15 protein-coding genes are annotated in these 17,734 nt (G+C 65.7%); 4 read left to right on the forward strand and 11 right to left on the reverse strand.

The genetic code is table 11. The annotated features are described in order from the left end of the window. Positions 1 to 18: 18 nt before the first annotated feature. From AWB75_RS23160 to AWB75_RS23190, 7 genes are read right to left on the reverse strand one after another with little or no spacing between them, the layout of a single operon-like run. The gene (locus AWB75_RS23160) at positions 19 to 1,182 is read right to left on the reverse strand and encodes a CaiB/BaiF CoA transferase family protein (protein ID WP_061126380.1); all 1,164 of its coding nucleotides are present in this window, start codon (positions 1,180 to 1,182) and stop codon (positions 19 to 21) included. Beyond that, complete coding sequence (locus AWB75_RS23165; RefSeq protein WP_061126381.1) at positions 1,179 to 2,045, reverse strand: enoyl-CoA hydratase-related protein; 867 nt, start codon at positions 2,043 to 2,045, stop codon at positions 1,179 to 1,181. Before AWB75_RS23165 ends, AWB75_RS23160 begins: the two co-directional genes overlap by 4 nt. A 29-nt stretch (positions 2,046 to 2,074) precedes the next feature. After that, a complete protein-coding gene (locus AWB75_RS23170; RefSeq protein ID WP_061126382.1) occupies positions 2,075 to 3,574 on the reverse strand; it encodes an aldehyde dehydrogenase family protein in 1,500 nt (499 codons plus the stop codon). 36 nt (positions 3,575 to 3,610) lie between these two features. Then, positions 3,611 to 4,753 (reverse strand): acyl-CoA dehydrogenase family protein, encoded by a 1,143-nt coding sequence (locus AWB75_RS23175; RefSeq protein WP_061126383.1) that lies wholly within the window; start codon positions 4,751 to 4,753, stop codon positions 3,611 to 3,613. A gap of 26 nt (positions 4,754 to 4,779) precedes the next feature. Beyond that, the gene (locus tag AWB75_RS23180; protein WP_061126423.1) at positions 4,780 to 5,718 is read right to left on the reverse strand and encodes a cupin domain-containing protein; all 939 of its coding nucleotides are present in this window, start codon (positions 5,716 to 5,718) and stop codon (positions 4,780 to 4,782) included. Positions 5,719 to 5,760: 42 nt separating this feature from the next. Further along, the gene (locus AWB75_RS23185) at positions 5,761 to 6,678 is read right to left on the reverse strand and encodes a fumarylacetoacetate hydrolase family protein (protein ID WP_061126384.1); all 918 of its coding nucleotides are present in this window, start codon (positions 6,676 to 6,678) and stop codon (positions 5,761 to 5,763) included. Continuing rightward, complete coding sequence (locus AWB75_RS23190) at positions 6,675 to 8,354, reverse strand: FAD-dependent oxidoreductase (protein WP_061126385.1); 1,680 nt, start codon at positions 8,352 to 8,354, stop codon at positions 6,675 to 6,677. The genes AWB75_RS23185 and AWB75_RS23190 overlap by 4 nt, the downstream gene beginning before the upstream one ends. 433 nt (positions 8,355 to 8,787) lie before the next feature. Between AWB75_RS23190 and AWB75_RS23195 the strand changes: the two genes are divergently transcribed. The 4 genes from AWB75_RS23195 to AWB75_RS23210 are packed head-to-tail and all read left to right on the forward strand — an operon-like array spanning position 8,788 to position 13,675. After that, positions 8,788 to 10,443, forward strand: a complete 1,656-nt coding sequence (locus tag AWB75_RS23195; RefSeq protein ID WP_061126424.1) for an MFS transporter — start codon at positions 8,788 to 8,790, stop codon at positions 10,441 to 10,443. A gap of 41 nt (positions 10,444 to 10,484) precedes the next feature. After that, a complete protein-coding gene (locus AWB75_RS23200) occupies positions 10,485 to 11,240 on the forward strand; it encodes an electron transfer flavoprotein subunit beta/FixA family protein (RefSeq protein WP_061126386.1) in 756 nt (251 codons plus the stop codon). Further along, complete coding sequence (locus tag AWB75_RS23205; RefSeq protein ID WP_061126387.1) at positions 11,240 to 12,169, forward strand: electron transfer flavoprotein subunit alpha/FixB family protein; 930 nt, start codon at positions 11,240 to 11,242, stop codon at positions 12,167 to 12,169. Before AWB75_RS23200 ends, AWB75_RS23205 begins: the two co-directional genes overlap by 1 nt. A gap of 36 nt (positions 12,170 to 12,205) precedes the next feature. Then, positions 12,206 to 13,675, forward strand: coding sequence for an MmgE/PrpD family protein (locus tag AWB75_RS23210; RefSeq protein ID WP_061126388.1), 1,470 nt, complete (start codon positions 12,206 to 12,208; stop codon positions 13,673 to 13,675). Between the two features lie 18 nt (positions 13,676 to 13,693). Here AWB75_RS23210 and AWB75_RS23215 read toward each other — a convergent pair whose 3' ends face one another. From AWB75_RS23215 to AWB75_RS23235, 4 genes are all read right to left on the reverse strand, one after another. Beyond that, entirely contained in the window at positions 13,694 to 14,440 is a 747-nt protein-coding gene (locus AWB75_RS23215) for a glucose 1-dehydrogenase (RefSeq protein ID WP_061126425.1), read from the reverse strand. Positions 14,441 to 14,451: 11 nt separating this feature from the next. Beyond that, a complete protein-coding gene (locus AWB75_RS23220) occupies positions 14,452 to 15,663 on the reverse strand; it encodes a cytochrome P450 (RefSeq protein WP_061126389.1) in 1,212 nt (403 codons plus the stop codon). Positions 15,664 to 15,710: 47 nt separating this feature from the next. Next, entirely contained in the window at positions 15,711 to 17,081 is a 1,371-nt protein-coding gene (locus tag AWB75_RS23225; RefSeq protein ID WP_061126390.1) for an MFS transporter, read from the reverse strand. A gap of 358 nt (positions 17,082 to 17,439) precedes the next feature. Next, positions 17,440 to 17,676: a hypothetical protein gene (locus tag AWB75_RS23235; RefSeq protein ID WP_061126392.1), complete on the reverse strand. Its 237-nt coding sequence runs from the start codon at positions 17,674 to 17,676 to the stop codon at positions 17,440 to 17,442. Positions 17,677 to 17,734 lie beyond the last annotated feature (58 nt).

Raw genomic sequence — 17,734 nt, forward strand, 5'->3', positions numbered from 1 at the left:
TCCTCCTTTGATCCGAACTCACGCGCCCACGGCGGGCCACGCGTTGCCGCGCCTTGCGAGCACTTCGTCGTTGTGCTCGCCGAGCATCGGCGGCGACCGGTCGATGCGCGTCGGCGTCGCGGAGAAATTCAGCGGATTGTTGACGATCCTGAATTCGCCGCCTTTCGGATGCGGCAGCGTTTTCAACAGGTTACCGACCACGTGAGGATCGCTGAACACCTCGGGCCACGTACGCACCGCGCCGTAAATCGCGCCCGCCGCCGACAGCCGCGCTTCCCACGCGTCGAGATCGCGCGTCGCGAAGATCTCAGCCAGCCGTTGGTTCACGAGTTCACGATTCGCGAGGCGTGCGGCCTTCGTCGCGAAACGCTCGTCGATTTTCAGTTCGGGCGCATCGAGCGCATCGCACAGCACTTGCCAGAACTTGTCGTTGATCGTGATGATCATGATGTCGCGGCCGTCGGACGTCGCGTACGTGTTGTTCGGCACGATGTCCCAGTGCTGGTTGCCCATGCGCAAGGGCGTCTTCCCGGTCAGATCGAAATACACGTCGCGCGGCACCTGGCTGAAGATGCTTGCATCGAGCATCGACAGATCGACGCGCTGTCCTTCGCCCGTGCGCTCGCGCGCCTGCAACGCGGTCAGCATGCCGATCGCCGCCAGCAGCGCCGTGACGAGATCCGAGAACGGAAAGCCCGTCTTGAGCGGCCCGGATTCCTCCGTGCCCGTGACCTGCATCACGCCCGAGATCGCCTGGATGATCATGTCGAGCGCCGGGCGGTTGCGGTCGGGTCCGTTGCGATCGAAACCCGAGATCGAGCAATAGACGAGGCGCGGATTCAGCTCGCGCAGCGCTTCGTAGCCGATGCCGACACGCTCCGTGAAACCCGGCCTGAAGTTTTCGACGAGCACATCGGCCCCGGCGGCGAGCGCGCGCGCGGCGGCCTGTCCTTCTTCCGTTTTCAGATCGAGCACGATGCCGCGCTTGTTGCGATTCACGCCGAGAAAGAACGCGCCGTCGCCGTTGAGCGTCGTCTCGCCGGAGCGGCGGAACGGATCGCCTTCCGGCTGCTCGACCTTGATCACATCCGCCCCGCAATCGCCGAGCATCATCGTCGCGAACGGGCCGGTCATCATCTGCGTGAAGTCGAGCACCTTCAGTCCTTGGAGCGCCGTCTTCATGCCTTGTCCTTTTCGGTGTAGAACGCTTCGCGCTCGTGGTTCGACGCGCGCACGCCCTTGTCGCGGCGCTGCTTCATGAAGTTGTACTCGTCGGATTCGTAGCGCACGTTGGTCGCGAGCGCATGCAGAACGTGTCCGTAGGAGAATTGCGCGTCGATGCCGAGCGCGTTCATCGCAAGGTTTGTAGCGGCCTTGCCCATCACGATGCCGTCGCGCGGCAAGCGCACGATCCGCTCCGCCCATTGCTCGCCCGCTTCGACGAGCGATGCGCGCGGCACGACCTTGTTGACCATCCCGTTCGCGAGACAGGTGTGGGCATCCCATACGTCGGCCATCAGCAGCAGTTCGCGCGCCTTGCGCGGGCCGAGCGTCATCATTTCCCACGCGGCGAAATAAGCCGCGCCGGACAGCCCGAGCTTCTGCTCCGGATGCCCCATCTTCGCGGTGTCGGCCGCGATGACGAGATCCGACGCTTCCGCCAGATACAAGCCGCCGCCGAGGCAATAGCCCTTCACCAGCGAGAGCGTCGGCTTGAGGAACTTGAAGATCCGCTCGAAGCGTTCGATATACCGCTTGTCGTGCAACAGCCGCGCGCGCTGGCTCGGCTTGCGCGCACGGCCCTTGTCGTCGAGCGTGGTCTCGCCGTATTCCGTGCCGACTTCGGCCAGATCGTGGCCGGTCGTGAAATCTTCGCCCGCGCCTTGCAGCACGACCACGCGCACGTCGTCGTCGGCTTCGGCGCGGTCGTAGCCGTCCATGAGTTGATCGAGCATGGCGCTCGTCATCGCGTTCTTCTTCTCCGGGCGGTTGATCGTGATGTAAGCCCGGCCGTCCTTCGCGACGTAATCGATGCTGCCTGTCATGCGTGTTCTCCTGTCCTGTGCGCTGCGCGTCAGTTGTTCAGATTGATCGCGACCGCCTTGACTTCGGTGTAGAGCTCGATCGCCTCGAAGCCGCGCTCGCGGCCCCAGCCCGATTGCTTGTAGCCGCCGTAAGGCAGGGTCGCGTCGGGCGACGACAGCGCGTTCACGTTGACGATGCCCGCCTGCATGCGACGCGCCATCTTGTGCGCGCGGCCGATGTCCTTCGTCCAGATGCTCGCCGCGAGCCCGTAGGTGGATGCGTTCGCGGTCGCGGCGATGCGGTCGAGGTCGTCGTCGGCGAAGGACATCGCGCACAGCACCGGCCCGAAGATTTCTTCGTCGTGGACTTTCATGCCGGGTTTCACGCCGGTCAACACGGTCGGCTGCACGAAGTAGCCGCGCTCGCCCGACGCGCCGCCGCCCGCGTAGAGCGTCGCGCCCTCTTCCTGTCCGCTGTGGATGTAGCCCGCGACGCGATCGAGCTGGCGGCGCGAGATGACGGGACCCATCTCCGTGCCGACGTCGAGGCCGTGGCCCATCTTCATGCCGTTCGCGCGCTTCGCGATGAGTTCAAGCATCGGCTCGTACGCGCGTTCGTGGACATAGAGACGCGAGCCCGCCGCGCAAATCTGCCCGGCATGAAAGAAGATCGACGAGCACACGCCCGCCGCCGCGGCTTCGAGGTTCGCATCGGGAAAAACGATCACGGGCGACTTGCCGCCCAGTTCCAGCGAAACGCGCTTGAGGTTGCCGCTCGCCGCTTGCAGGATGCGCCGTCCCGTTTCGCCGGAGCCCGTGAACGCGACCTTGTCGATGCCCGGATGCGCGGCGATCGCCGAGCCGACAGGATTGCCGAAGCCCGTCACGATATTCAGCACGCCCGGCGGAATGCCGGCTTCCAGCGCGAGTTCGCCGAGCCTGAGCGCCGTGAGCGGCGTCTGCTCCGAAGGCTTCATGACGACCACGCAACCCGCCGCGAGCGCGGGCGCGATCTTCCACATCGCCATGTTGAGCGGGAAATTCCACGGGATGATCTGCCCGACCACGCCCACCGGTTCGCGCAGCGTGTACGCGTGCCATTCGCCCGCGAGCGATACGTTCGGCGTTTCGCCGCCCATCTTCGTCGTCCAGCCGGCCATGTAGCGCAGCATCTCGACGATGCCCGGCACGTCGCCGTTGCGGCAGAACGGCAGCGGCTTGCCGCTGTTGATGCATTCGAGTTGCGCGAGTTCGTCGCCGCGCGCTTCGATCAGATCGGCGAAGCGCAGCATCATGCGCGTGCGCTCCGATGGCGTCATCTTGCGCCACGGCCCTTCCAGCGCGCGGCGCGCGGCTTCGACGGCGCGATCGACATCGGTGGCCGTCGCTTCGGCGACCGTGGCGATCACATCGCCCGTCGCGGGATCGAGGATGTCCGTGCGCTTGCCGCCATCGGAGGGAATCATGCGGCCGTCGATCAGCAGTCCATGTTCGCGCGAAAGAAAGTCGCGGGCCGCCTCTCCCAGCGCCGGATGAAAACTCGTCGTCATGTCAGTGTCCTTCGTGGTCAATGTCGTGGTCCCGAATCACTTGCCGAGCAACTGCCGCGCGATGATGAGCCGATGAATCTCGTTGGTGCCTTCGAGAATCTGGTTCAGCTTCGCGTCGCGCATGAAGCGCTCGACGGGATATTCGGTCGAGTAGCCGTACGAGCCGTGCACCTGCACGGCTTCGAGCGCGGCTTCCATCGCGACGTCGGTGACATAGCACTTCGCCATCGACGAAAGCAGCGTGAGGCGGCTCGTATCGCCCGCGTCGATTTCCTGCGTGCTCGAGTAGAGCAGCGTGCGCGCGGCCTCGATCTTCATCGCCATGTCGGCGAGTTTGAACTGGATCGCCTGAAAGTCGCCGATGCGCTTGCCGAACTGGCGGCGGTCCTTCGCGTACCGCACGGACTCGTCGAGCGCGGCCTGCGCGAGCCCGAGCGACGACGCCGCGACCGAAGGACGGTTCAGATCGAGAATCCGCATGCAGGCCTTGAAGCCGTGGCCTTCCTCGCCGAGCAGGCAATCGGCATCGACGCGCATGGCCTCGAAGAACACCTGATAGGTCGGCGAGCCGTGACGGCCCATCTTCACTTCCTTGCGGCCGACCTTGAGGCCGGGCGTCTTCGTATCGACGAGAAACACGCTGATGCCCTCGTGCCCGCGCCCCTCCGACGTGCGCGCGAAAACCAGCATGGTGTGCGCTTGCGCGGCCCACGTGATCCAGCTCTTCTGTCCGTCGATCACATACGACCCGCCGTCGCGGCGCGCGGTGGTGCGGATCGCGGAGACGTCGGAACCGGCCTCCGGCTCCGTGATCGCGACCGACGAAATCGTGCGGCCCTTCGCGGCTTCCGGCAGATAGCGCGCCTTCTGTGCGTCCGTGCCGAAATGCAGCAGCGGCAGGATGAGGCCGATCGAGTTGTTCGCGCACAGCGTCGACGCAGCCAGCGACACACGGCCGATCTCCTCCTTCGCGATGCACACCGACGTCAGATCGCCGCCCGGTCCGCCGTATTCCTCCGGCACCCACATTTGCAGCAGACCGAGATCGCCGAACACTTCGACGAGCACATCCGGAAAATCGCGCGTCTCCTCCATCGCCGCGACGAGCGGGCGCACCTGTTCGTCGGCGACCCTGCGCACCATGTCGCGCAGCATCTCCTGTTCTTCGCTGAATTTCACCGTGTTCTCTCCTCGTATGCGCCGCGTCAGGGCAGCGTCACGTCGCGAAAGCCGAGCGCGCGCATCGCGGGCTCGTCGCTCACGCGAATCAGTTGCGCCTCGTCGGACAGGCTCTCGATCGTGAACGCATGCCAGCAGGGAATGGCGATCACATCGCCGCGCGTGAGTTCGATGGCGCCGAGCGGCTCGACCACAAACCGCACGTGGCCGCTCATCACCGTGTAGAGGTTGTTGTCGATGCGCGGGCGTTCATCGCGCCGTTCGCCGTGCGCGAGGCCGATCGACTGCACGCCGATGGTCTTGAGGCACTCGGCGGCGAGATCGAACGTGCCGTGCTCGCGCGCGCCGCGCTCGAGCTCGGCGCGTTTGTGACGCATCGGCGAATCCGGCTCGTGCGATGTCACCGGTTCGTTGCGCCGCGGATGATCCTCGAAGAACATGCATTCGAGGTTCTGCACGAGCGGCACGTCGAGAAAGTCGATCCAGAACGCGGGCTCGTCGCCGAAGTTGCTGTGGCCGTGCCAGTGCCACGACGGCGTGAGCACGACATCGCCCGGCGCGACGTCGATCTGCACGCCGTTGACGATCGTGAAGGTGCGTTCGCCCGCATCGAGAATCAGGCGCAGCGCGTTCGGCGAATGCCGGTGCGAGCGCGCGGTCTCGCCGGGCAGCACGAGCTGATACGCGGCCACCAGATTGCGGCAGGTCGGGTAGATGTTGTCGGCGATCGGATCGACCATGATCAGATTGCGCCGCTCCGCCTGCTCGGGCGAGACGAAGGCGCACGCGGCATCGAGCGCGGCGCGGGCATCGGCATAGCGCCACACGGCGGGCACGAAACGCGGGCGCGGCGCCGGCCACATCTGCGGCGCTTTCTTCGCCCAGCCCGGCGACAGCGCGCGGGCCTGCAAGTCATCGAAGTAACCTTCGGGCGCGGTCGGCGCCTGTGTGACGGTGTGCGACATCGCTGTTTCCTGTTCGTTTGTCTGCATGCGAAGCGGCGCGCGTCACACGGCGAGACCGGCTTTCGCCTCGTCCCACACGGCGTGCGCGCCGAGTTCGCCCTGACGCACGTCGAGCGTCATCGAGCCGACGCCGTCGATCACGATCTCCAGCACGTCGCCGTCCTCGACGGGACCGACGCCCGCCGGCGTCCCGCTCGCGATGATGTCGCCCGGTTCGAGCGTCATCACCGCCGAGGACATCGCGATCATCTCGGGAATATCGACGATCAGATTGCGCGTCGAAGCGGACTGACGCTCCTCGCCGTTCACGAAGAGACGCATCTCGATGTCGTCGAAACTGGCGATTTCGTCGGCGGTCGTGATCCACGGGCCGGTCGGGCAGAACGTGTCGAAGGACTTGCGCATCACGCGCTCCTCCTTGCCGCGCACGACCATGTCGAGCAGACACGTGAAGCCGAACACGTAGTCGCGCGCATCGGCCCGCGTCACGCCGCGTCCTCGCTTGCCGATCACGATGCCGAGCTCGCATTCGTGATGAATCTCGCGGCCCGCGAGCGGCGGCAGAACGATGTCGTCCGAGGGGCCGCTCAGGCTCGAATTCGCCTTCAGGAAGAAGCCCTGGCCGCTCGCCTTGTAGGTCGAGATCACGCCGCTGCCCGCGCCGTGCTTCATCTCGTCGATATGCGCGTGATAGTTCGCCGGAAACGCGATGATCTTGTTCGGCCATTGCACGGGCGCTTCGAGCCGCACGTCGGCGAGCGGCCTGCTTGTCGGCCCGCCTTCGCGTTGGGTCAGCGGTTCGCGCAGCGCGGGGCCGCGCGCCTGCCAGTCCGCGATCAGACGCACCATGCCGACGGGCGGCCATGCGCCCGGCTGCGCGCCCGCGAGATCGGTGATGTCGATGACGCGCCCGCCCTCCACGATGCCGATGCGGCCCTGGTCGAATGTGACGAGCTTCATCGCGTGAGCACCTCTTCCGTGACCACGGCCTCGGGCTTGACGGGATACACGCCGCGAATCACATCGATCAACGCCTGCGCATCCTCGGGCGCGCCATCGGAGCGCCATGCCACATGACCATCGGGACGCACGAGCACGAGCGCGCGCTCGTAGGCGGCGCGCGCCGCGTCATTGCCGATATCGACGACCGCGAAGGGCACGCCCGCGCGTTGCGCCGCATCGCGCAACGTGTCCACGTCGAGCGATGGGTCGAAGCGCAGCAGCACGAAGTCCCGGCCGAAGAGATCGAGCGTGGAGCGGCCCGGCGCGAGCCACACATGCGGCGCGCGATGACCGGGGCGCGAAGTCTGCACGTAGGTGCTGACCGTGTCCTCGGGCTCGGGCGTGCCATCGGGAACGACGATCGACGAGCCTTCATATCGAAAGCCCAGATGAATGCCGATCGTGTACCACTCGCGCTTCATCATCGCCGTGTAGGCGTTGCCGAAAACGCGGCGCGCCTCGTCGCCCGCTTCGCCCGGCTCGAACACGGCGGGGCTCAGATTCTTGCGCGGCGTGAGCATCAGCTTGAGATTGCTGGTCGCCTCGTTCACGTTCCGGATCGCCACAGGCCGGCGCTCGAACTCGTAGGTGTCGAGCAGATGCGCGCCGCCCCAGCCCTCGACCATCGCCTGCAGCTTCCAGCCGAGGTCCACGGCGTCCTGAATGCCCATGTTCATGCCGAAGCCGCCGGTCGGCGAAGTCAGATGCGCGGCGTCGCCGGCGATCTTCACGCGCGCCGTGCCGTAGTCGTCGGCGACGAGCTGGCGGCGAATCCACGGCATCACGGAGATGATCCTGAACTCGACGTCGTCGCGGCCCACGGCGCGCCGGAACGCCGCGGCCACGTCGCCTTCGGAGAGGGTGCGCATCTCGCCGTCGCCGACGATCGAAAAGCGCCACCAGTCGCGCCCGTTGATCGCCACCACGGTGCTCCACGTCCCTTCCGGCCCGATGAAGATATAGCGATAGCCGGGCTGCTTGTCGTGCAACGCTTCGAGTCCCTTGCACTCGATGATCGCGTTGGTCGTATAGGTCAGCGCGGGCGTGCCCGTCATGCGGATGCCGAGGTTCTCCTTGACGCGGCTGGCGCCGCCATCGCAGCCGACGAGATACTGGCACGCGATCGTCTCTTCCCTGCCCGATGCGAGATCGCGCACGGTGACCGAAACCCCGTCGTCGCGCTCTTCATGCGACACGTATTCGGTGCTGTAGCGAATCCGCACCTTGCCCGTCTTCTTCGCGAAGCGCGTCAGCACGGGGTCGAAGAAATTCTGCGGGCAGCGCTCGCGCTTTTGCGGGCTCTGCTCGGGGCGTGCTTCATCGCGCACGCTCGGAAACCGCTCGCGGCCGAACTCATAGCCGCCCGCCAGTTGCGAGACCCAGGCGTAGTCCTGCGGATAGTCCCGGTTGTAGCCCGCGTTTTCGACATCGTCGACGATGCCCCAGCGACGGCAGAACTCCATCGTGCGGATGCCGACCATGTCCATCTTGGGCTGGAATACCGTGCCGTCGCCGCGCTCGACGAGCACGCAAGGGATGCCTCGCCAGCCGAGATCGCCCGCAAGGGAAAGGCCGATCGGCCCCGCTCCGATAATGACGACCGGGGCCTGCCCGCTCGCTTCGATTTGCGCCATAGCTGAATGCTCCATCATGCTCCACGTATCGTTAGAACCTACGTCGCACCGCCTCGCTTTCCGGCAGCGGCACCTCGATGTGAAGCCACTCTAGCAAGCACCCCCGCGCCTCGACCAATACTGTTTGCAGAGGAATTCAGAGGATTTCCCTCTGATACGCACGCAAGTTTCTTCCTCTCAATGGATCGGAAAAACGTATTGGTTTCGGCCTGATAGGCATGGCTATCCTGTGAAGCAGCCGATGAGCCGGGACGCCCCGGCAGCCGACAAAAGACAAGATCAGGAGACACGACGACATGCCCACGATCCGCAGCGGTTGATGCCGCTTTGCAAACCGCTCTTCAATCAGACCGGCGAGCCCGCTCGCACGGCCGTCGATTCGCATCCGTGCCGAGCCTTTCAAGGCGGCGGCGCCGCATCCCAAAGGTTCACCATGACCACCCATGAACGTCCCTGGTATCGCTGGTATGTGCTGTTCATCCTGACGCTGATCTACGCCTTCAGTTACGTCGACCGGCAGATCGTGACCATCCTCGCGCCATATCTGAAGAAGGATCTGGGCGTCTCCGACGCGCAGCTCGGCCTGCTCTACGGCACGTCCTTCGCGCTGTTCTATTGCGTGTTCGGCATTCCACTCGCGCGTCTCGCCGACGGCTGGAGCCGCGTGCGCACGCTCGCGCTCGGCCTCTCGTTCTGGTCGTTGATGACGGCGCTCTCCGGCTTGTCGCGCAACTTCGTGCAGCTCGGGACGGCGCGCATCGGCGTGGGCATCGGCGAGGCGAGCGCCACGCCTGCCGCCGTCTCGCTGCTCGGCGACTACTTCGAGCGCGCGCGGCGCGGCACGGTGCTCGCGCTCTATTCCGTCGGCGTATATGTGGGCGCGGGCGCATCGCTTGCGATCGGCGGCTCGATCGTGTCGGCATGGGAACGCGCCTTCGCGCACGGCAACGCGCCGCTCGGCCTGACGGGCTGGCAGGCTTCTTTCATCGGCGTCGGCGTGCCGGGCATGCTGTTCGCGCTCATCGTGATGCTGACGGTTCGCGAGCCGATGCGCGGCCGGCTCGACGCCGTGCCCGCGAAGAAGGACCCGCATCCGTTCGCGAGCGCGCTGCGCGATCTCGGCTCGATGGTGCCGCCGTGGAGCTGGCTGCGGCTGCAGGCGCTGGGCGCGCCGCGCCGCGAGTACGCGCGCAACTTCGTCTATCTGCTCGTGTCCGTCGCGCTCGTGATCGTGGCGACGTGGGGCACGAACCAGGTGCTCTCGGCAGGCCGCAAGGCCGTGATCGCGACGGTCGGCGGTGTCGACATCACGAGCAACCTCGTGCAGTGGACCGCCATCGCGGTCGCGTTCTACGTGTGCTCGAACTGGTATCAGGCAACGCGCCTCGGCGACGCCTACGCGCACCGTCTCATCACGGGATCGCGGACCTTCGCCGCCGTCACCGTCGCGGGCGCATTCCTCGCGTTCGCGATGAACGCCGTCAACGCCTTCGTGTTCGTCTACGCGAGCCGCACGCTCGGCCTGACCGCGAGCGCCGGCCTGCATCTGGGCATCATCGCGATCATCGCGGGCGGCGCGGGCATCAGCGTGAGCGGCTACCTGTGCGACTGGGCCAAGCGCAGGCACGCGTTCGGCCGCCTCTATTTCGTCTGCGTGACCGCGACGGCGTTCAGCGCGGCAAGCGTGGTGCAGTACCTCACGCAAGACGTCACGACCTTCTATTGCGCGTACGCGGTCGCGACGTTCTTCGTGCCGATGTGGTTCGGCCCGCTTCAGGCCACCACGCAGGATCTCGTCATTCCGCGTCTTCGCGGCACGGCCTTCGCCGCGTTTTCACTCGGGCCGAACATCTTCGGCCTGGGGCTCGGGCCGTACTTCGTCGGCATCGTCAGCGACGCTTCCGGCGATCTGAGGCTCGCGATTCTTCTCGCGCTCGGCGTGCTGCCCGTTTCGATCGGCGCGCTGCTGTTCGCGAGCCGCTCGCTGTTGCAAGGCGAAGCGGCCGCGCATGCCGAGCTCGAACGCTTCAACGCCGAAACGCGCGATGAAGGCTACGTGGAAGTCAATAGCCCGCAGCTCACGCACTAGTGTGATTTTTCAATCAGGAGTCAGGCAATGAGGTCGTCAGCATGAAGGTATTGGTTACGGTCAAACGCGTCGTCGATCACAACGTGAAGGTGCGCGTCAAATCGGGTCACAGCGGCGTCGAACTCGACAACGTGAAGATGTCGATCAATCCGTTCTGCGAAATCGCCGTCGAGGAGGCCGTGCGTCTGAAGGAAAAAGGCATCGCGACGGAAATCGTCGCCGTGTCGGTCGGACCCGCCGCCGCGCAGGAGCAGTTGCGCACGGCGCTCGCGATTGGCGCGGACCGCGCGATTCTGGTCGAAACGGCGCAGATGCCCGGCGCGCTCGGTGTCGCGAAGCTGATAAAGGCCGTCGTCGAACGCGAAGCGCCGCAACTCGTCCTGCTCGGCAAGCAGGCGATCGACAGCGACAACAACCAGACCGGCCAGATGCTCGCCGCGCTGTTGAACTGGCCGCAGGGCACGTTCGCGTCCGCCGCCGAGGTCGATGTCGCGGCGCAACGCGTGACCGTGACCCGCGAAGTGGACGGCGGCCTGCAGACGGTATCGCTGCGGCTGCCCGCCGTCGTCACGGCCGACCTGCGTCTGAACGAGCCGCGCTACGCGACGCTGCCCAGCATCATGAAGGCGAAGAAGAAGCCGCTCGAAACGCTCGCGGCGAGCGCGATGGGCGTCGCCGTCGAGACTTCCCTCGAAACACTGCGAGTCGAACCGCCCGCCGAGCGCAAGGGCGGCGTGAAGGTGACGTCCGTCGCGCAACTCGTCGACAAGCTCAAGAACGAAGCAAAGGTGATCTGATGGCCATTCTCGTCATCGCGGAACATTCGAACGGCGTGCTCGGCGCGGCCACCTTGAACACCGTCGCGGCGGCGCGGGCGATCGGCGACGACATCGCGCTGCTCTTGGCCGGACATCACGTGCGGGAAGTGGCGGCGCAAGCGCGCTGTATCGCGCACGTGAAAACGGTGCTGGTCGCCGATCACGTCGCGTATGCGCATCAGTTGCCGGAGAATCTCGCGGCGCTCGTCGTGTCGCTGGCGGCGGATTTCAGCCATGTCCTGTGCGCGGCCAGCTCGCACGGCAAGAACGTGCTGCCGCGCATCGCCGCGCTGCTCGACACGGACCCCGTTTCCGAAATCGTCGCGGTCCTTTCCGCCGACACGTTCAAGCGCCCCATCCATGCGGGCAACGCGATCGCGACGGTGCGCTCGGGCGCGGCGATCAAATGCGCAACCGTGCGCGCGACCGCCTTCGCGCCTGTCGATGCGACCGGCGCATGCGCCGATATCGTGTCCGTCGCGAGCGCGGTGGATAGCGGCGCCTCGGCGTTCGTCGACGAGAGCATGGCGCGTTCGGATCGCCCGGACCTCGGCGCTGCGCACATCGTCGTAAGCGGCGGGCGCGGCATGCGCAGCGCGGAGCAGTTCGAATTGCTCTACCCGCTCGCCGACAAACTCGGCGCCGCCGTGGGCGCATCGCGCGCCGCCGTCGATGCCGGCTTCGCGCCGAACGATCTGCAGGTCGGGCAGACGGGCAAGATCGTCGCGCCGCAACTGTATGTCGCCGTCGGCATCTCTGGCGCGATCCAGCATCTCGCCGGAATGAAGGACTCGAAGGTGATCGTCGCGATCAACAAGGACGCCGATGCACCGATCTTCCAGGTGGCGGACTACGGCCTCGTCGGCGATCTGTTCGAGGCGCTGCCGCAACTGCAGGACGCGCTATGACGCGCGCTTGTTCATCGTATATTCAGGAGCTTTCGCATGACCTCGCTCACGCAGACATTGGCCGATTTCACCGTGAAGACGCGTTTCGAAGATCTTCCCCGATCCGTCGTGCATGAAACGAAACGCCTGCTGCTCGATACGATCGGCTGCGCGCTCGGCGCGGTCGATACGCCAAGTGGGAGAATCGCGCTCGAGTATGTCGATACGCTCGGAGGCGCGCCGCATGCGAGCGTGGTCGGCGCGGCGCGGCGCAGCTCCGCGACGGCGGCCGCGTATGCCAACGCGCGCCTCGCCAACGTGCTCGACGCCGACGACACCTTTCCCACGTCGACGCACTTCGGCAACGCCACGGTGTTTTCCGCGCTGGCGCTCGCCGAAATCGACGGGCGCAGCGGCCGCGATCTGCTCGGCGCGATCGCCGTGGGCTTCGATGTCGGCGCGCGCATCGGAAGCTGGATGGGCGCGCCAATGCAGATCGAGAACGGCAAGGTGATCGGCTGGAACGAACTCGGCGGGCCTGCCGCGACCATCGCGTGGGCGGCCATCGGGGCGTCGGCGCATATCGCGCGTCTCGACGGCGGGCAGGCCAATCACGCGTTCGGCATCGGCGGCAGCAATTCGCCGCAGCCCACGCTGCGCAAATGGGCGGAATCCGTCGAGCAGCCGATGTACAAGTACGCCGATGCCGGCTGGTGCGCGGAGATCGGCGTGTCGTCCGCCTTGCTCGCGCGGCTCGGCAGCACGGGCTTCAAGGACATACTCGACGGAGAGAATGCCTTCTGGAAGTTCTACGGCTCGCCCGGCCACGACGATCACGCGCTGCTCGCCGGCCTCGGGCAAGACTGGCAGATCCTGAACACCACCTACAAGCCCTGGCCTTGCTGCCGCTGGATTCATCATCCCCTGACCGCGTTAGCGCAACTGCTGGATCGGCACGCGCTGCGGCCCGATGAAATCACGCGCGTCGTGGTGCGGGCGAATCCCTTCGCGCTCACGCCCATCTTTCGCGAACAGCAGCCGCGCGATCTGCTGAGCGCCGAGTTCAGCCACGCGCACGCGCTCGCCGCCCTCGCCCACGCTATTCCGCCGGGTCCACGCTGGTACGACGCGGCGACCATGAGCGACCCGCGCATCGCGGCGTTTCGCGAACGCGTGACGGTCACCGCCGAGCCGTCTTCATCGAACATCGCCGAATGGATGACGGGCGGACAGTGGCGCGGCGTGCCCGGCGGCGTCGACATTCACGCGCGCGGCACCGTCTTCAGCGCGACTGCCGATAACGCGACGGGCGACCCGTGGACCGCCGCGACGCGTTTCTCGGACGCGCAGATCCGCAGCAAGTTCGGCGTGATGGCCGGGCTCGATGCGGCAGGCGGAGGCCCGGAAGAACGTCAGCGCGCGGCGCGCGAAGTGATGGACGTGGTGATGGCGCTCGACGAGTTGCCGGTCGAACGGCTCACCGAGAGCCTCGGCGAGCTGTGCCGGTCGATGCGCGTGCAAGCATGAAGAGCGGCGGCGCGGCGCTCAGGCCACCGCGCCGCCATCCACCGGCAACGCGACGCCCGTGACGAAGCTTGCCGCGTCCGAACACAGCCACGCGATGCATTCGGCGATTTCTTCCGGCTCGCCGATGCGTCCCATTGGATTCATCGCCGCCGCCAGCGCGGGCAGACCATCGCCGAATTTTCGTTCTACGAACGGCGTGCGCACGAGCCCCGGACACACGGCGTTGATGCGTATGCCGTGCCGCGCGTAATCGACGGCGGCCGAACGCGTCAGTCCGAGCACGCCGTGCTTGCCCGCCGTGTAGATCGCGTGCCGGGGCTTGCCGACCAGCCCCGTGCGCGACGACACGTTGACGATCGCGCCGCCGCTTCCCAGCATGGCCCGGATCTCCTGCTGCATCGACAGAAATACGCCGCGCAGGTTGACCGACATGAGACGCGTCCAGTGTTCGGGCGTCGCGTCGGTCAGATCGATCGGCGTCTCGGACAAGCCTGCGTTGTTGACGGCGCAATCGATGCGGCCGTATTCACGCAGCGTGCGCGCGACCGTCGCTTCGATGGAGTCCGGGCGGGTGACATCGGTCTCGATGAACAAGGCGTCGCCCTGATCGCGGCTCAGACGTGATGCGAGCGCATCGCCTTCCTCGCGGCTCCGGTCCGCGATGACGACACGCGCGCCCGCACGCGCGAACCACGCCGACGTCGCCCGGCCGATGCCCGACGCGCCACCGGTGATCACCGCGACCTTGCCGGAAAAAGACGGCATGGCGGGCGCGTTCACCATGCGACAGGCAACGCTTCCAGCCGATAAACCTGCGATGTGCTGTTGAACGCGAGCGATTCGACCGGCACCGCGAGCCGCAATCCCGGCAGGCGCTTGAAGAGCATGCTGAACACGGTATGGAGTTCGAGACGCGCGAGTGGTTGCCCGAGGCACTGATGAATGCCGTAGGCGAACGCGACATGCTCTTGCGGATTGCGATGGATGTCGAACGTATCCGGTTGCGGGAACACGTCGGGATCGCGATTGGCCGCGAAAATCAGCGGATAGACGCCTTCTCCGGCGCGAATGAGCTGCCCGCCGATCGTCACGTCCGCCGTCGCCACGCGCGCCGAATTGAAATGCGCGATGGTATGAAAGCGCAGCATCTCTTCCACCGCGCCCGCGAGCAGTGAAGGATCGGCGTCGAGTTCCGCGCGCTGGGCGGGGTTCATCAAGAGCGACAAGGTGCCGAGACCGATCTGGCTGCCGGTCGTGCCATGTCCCGCCGAGTACAGCAGCGAAGCGATCCGCATCACTTCCTCGCGCGTCACGTGACCGGGGTGAATCTGTTCGATGACGAGACGGCTCAGCATGTCGCGGCCATCGCCGGGATCGGCTTCCTTTTGCGCGACGATGCGGCCGAGATGCGCCTCCATCTTGCGCACGGCATCCTGCACGACCTCGGGCGCAGCGGTGTGATCGTTACGCGTCGTGCTCCATTCGCCGAGTCTCGCGTGATCCTCGTAGGGCACGCCGAGCAGCGCGGAGATGACCATCGACGGCAGCGGCTGCGAAAAGTGCTCGACGAAGTCGAGCGGCGGGCCCTGCTCGATCATCCTGTCGATGAGCTCGTCGACGAACTGCCGCACCATCGGGCGCAAGTCGCTCATGCGCTTCTGCATGAAGTCTTTCGTGAGCATCCGCCGAAAGCGCGCATGATCCGGGTCGTCCATGTTGATGAACGCCTGCCGCGAGCGCGCCTGTACGGCCCGTGCGGGTGATACGGACGGATAGCCCGGACGACATGGATCGACGCTGAAGAACGGACTGCCGAGGACCGTGCGCACGTCCTCCCAACGCGTCGCGATCCAGGCCGTCGAGCCATCCCACAGGCTGACCTTGCTGAGCGGCTGATCCGCGCGCAGGCGCGCATATTCGGGTGGCGGACCGAGCGGCGCGCCCGGACGCCCGAAAGGGAATGCCCGCTCGGCGCGATCGTGAGCCATTACGTCTGCATCGTTTTGCACCTGTATTGCTCCTCGATTCGAAGCCTTCATTCCAGGCCGACACCGCCCGTCGCCGGCACGTCGAGCGTGCTGCGGCCGGCATCCGCTTTCGAGCGCGACTGGCTGACATGAAAGGCCAAAAACGCCGATATCAGGAAGAAGCCGGACATCACGTAGAGTCCCGTGCGGCTCGTCCCCGTCAGGTCTTGCGATATGCCGAGAATCCACGGCCCCACGAGTCCCGCGGTGCTCGCGACCGAGTTGATGAAGGCGATCGCGATGGCCGCACGCGCGCCGCTGAACGACATCGCGGGGATGGTCCAGAAGAGCGGCACCGCGGCCTGCACGCCCGCTGCGCTGATGCACAGTCCAATCAGGCCGATGACGGGCGATTCGACCCGCGCCGTGATGCACAGGCCGACCGCGGACAGCAGCAGGACGATCAGCAGATGCCATTTCCGGTCGCCGGTCTTGCGCGACGTCCATGCGACGAGCGCGATGCCGACGACCGCCGCCAGCCACGGAATCGAAGCGATCAGGCCCGCCGCGACTGCATCGACATGAAAGCGTTCCTGCACGATCTTCGGCAGAAAGTACGTGACGGCCCAGAAGCCGATGATGATGCAGAACTCGAGACCGATATAGAGCCAGGTCAGCGAATCGCAAACGACGGCTTTGAGCTCGCCCAGATCCGCCTTCGAATGCCCATGACCCGATGTGGTCTTCGAGAGCAGATAGTCGCGCTCTTCGTGTGTGAGCCAATTCGCCTGCTTCGGGCCATCGGGAAGAATGAACAGCACGAGGATACCCATCAGCACGGCCGGAATGCCTTCGAGCGCGAAGGCCCAGCGCCATCCCGCGATGCCTGCCACGCCGTCCATCAGCAACAACCCGGCCGTGACGACCGAGCCGAGCGCGAGCGACACGGGCACGCTCAGTTCGAGCGTCAGATACGCCTGACCGAGCAGATGACGCGGATACCAGAACGTCAGATAGAACAGCACGCCGGGAAAGAAGCCCGCCTCCGCCACACCTAGCAGGAAGCGCAGCGTATAGAGCATGGGCACGCTATGCGTTGCCGCAAGGAGGCATGTAACGATGCCCCAGCTGATCATGATCCGCGCGATCCAGCGCCGTGCGCCGAAACGCACCATAGCCATATTCGAGGGCACTTCGAAAACGAGGTAACCGAGAAAGAAGACCCCTGCCGCGAACCCGAACGCGGATGCCGTGAGATGCAGTTCCTTGGATATGGGCGAGAACAGCACGCCGAGATTGGCGCGATCGATATAGTTGATGAAGAAACACAGTATGAGGATCGGGACGATCCGCAGTGTCACTTTCAGGAAGATCTTCCGCTCGATGGCGGCGTGTCTGTCGGACCGTTCGGCGCTTTGCGCGACTGAATTGGCTTGCATCGTCTCCTCACCAATGAGAGTGATCGGGCACTGTCGACTGTCTTTCACCGCTTCTTGGTGGCGGCATGGCGCAAACGTCGGAGAGGCGTCGACAGCGCGGCGCGAGACGAGGGCCTGCCGGTCTCGCGCGGATCGCCAAGACGACGACGCCCCGGGGCCGCGAACATGGTTCGTGGTCCCTGCGTTCAGATTGGCTCGCTGAAGGTCGTGCACGACGCCTGGCGCGCCGCGCTCGTCGGTCTGTCCGGATGCGTTTGTCTGCAGGTAGCTTATGCGCGGACGCATGAGGCGACCAATACGTTTTTCCGATCCATTGAGACGAAAAATCTAGCGACGATCGAAGGGCTTTCGCCGCGCTTCACCACGCATTGATGAAGGGACGCGCTTTTTGCGGGGGATAGACCTGCCAGGAGCCATCGTCATGGCGAAAGAACAGCATCGACAGGTTTCGCGACGCGCGACTGACCTCGACGCGCACGCAGCGATGCGAACCGGCTTCGTCACGCGCGAGCCGCGCGACGCGCGCGGGAGCCGCGAGGTAGGGCGCCAGCCATTTCTCGACCAGCTCACGCAACGTCATCGACCGATCGTTCATTTCGCGACTCCAGGGGCGGTTGTTTATTGGTCCCATGACCAAATACTAGTGGTCAGTC

Source organism: Caballeronia catudaia, assembly GCF_001544755.2.
In the GTDB taxonomy this organism is placed as follows: domain Bacteria; phylum Pseudomonadota; class Gammaproteobacteria; order Burkholderiales; family Burkholderiaceae; genus Caballeronia; species Caballeronia catudaia.

Bases quoted from the DNA above. Each gene is read 5' to 3' on its own strand.
- AWB75_RS23180 (WP_061126423.1), bottom strand. From the start codon at position 5,718: ATGTCGCACACCGTCACACAGGCGCCGACCGCGCCCGAAGGTTACTTC.
- AWB75_RS23165 (WP_061126381.1), bottom strand. From the start codon at position 2,045: ATGACAGGCAGCATCGATTACGTCGCGAAGGACGGCCGGGCTTACATC.
- AWB75_RS23170 (WP_061126382.1), bottom strand. From the start codon at position 3,574: ATGACGACGAGTTTTCATCCGGCGCTGGGAGAGGCGGCCCGCGACTTT.
- AWB75_RS23205 (WP_061126387.1), top strand. From the start codon at position 11,240: ATGGCCATTCTCGTCATCGCGGAACATTCGAACGGCGTGCTCGGCGCG.
- AWB75_RS23235 (WP_061126392.1), bottom strand. From the start codon at position 17,676: ATGAACGATCGGTCGATGACGTTGCGTGAGCTGGTCGAGAAATGGCTG.
- AWB75_RS23225 (WP_061126390.1), bottom strand. From the start codon at position 17,081: ATGCAAGCCAATTCAGTCGCGCAAAGCGCCGAACGGTCCGACAGACAC.
- AWB75_RS23160 (WP_061126380.1), bottom strand. From the start codon at position 1,182: ATGAAGACGGCGCTCCAAGGACTGAAGGTGCTCGACTTCACGCAGATG.
- AWB75_RS23190 (WP_061126385.1), bottom strand. From the start codon at position 8,354: ATGGCGCAAATCGAAGCGAGCGGGCAGGCCCCGGTCGTCATTATCGGA.
- AWB75_RS23210 (WP_061126388.1), top strand. From the start codon at position 12,206: ATGACCTCGCTCACGCAGACATTGGCCGATTTCACCGTGAAGACGCGT.
- AWB75_RS23195 (WP_061126424.1), top strand. From the start codon at position 8,788: ATGACCACCCATGAACGTCCCTGGTATCGCTGGTATGTGCTGTTCATC.
- AWB75_RS23220 (WP_061126389.1), bottom strand. From the start codon at position 15,663: ATGGCTCACGATCGCGCCGAGCGGGCATTCCCTTTCGGGCGTCCGGGC.
- AWB75_RS23185 (WP_061126384.1), bottom strand. From the start codon at position 6,678: ATGAAGCTCGTCACATTCGACCAGGGCCGCATCGGCATCGTGGAGGGC.
- AWB75_RS23200 (WP_061126386.1), top strand. From the start codon at position 10,485: ATGAAGGTATTGGTTACGGTCAAACGCGTCGTCGATCACAACGTGAAG.
- AWB75_RS23215 (WP_061126425.1), bottom strand. From the start codon at position 14,440: ATGCCGTCTTTTTCCGGCAAGGTCGCGGTGATCACCGGTGGCGCGTCG.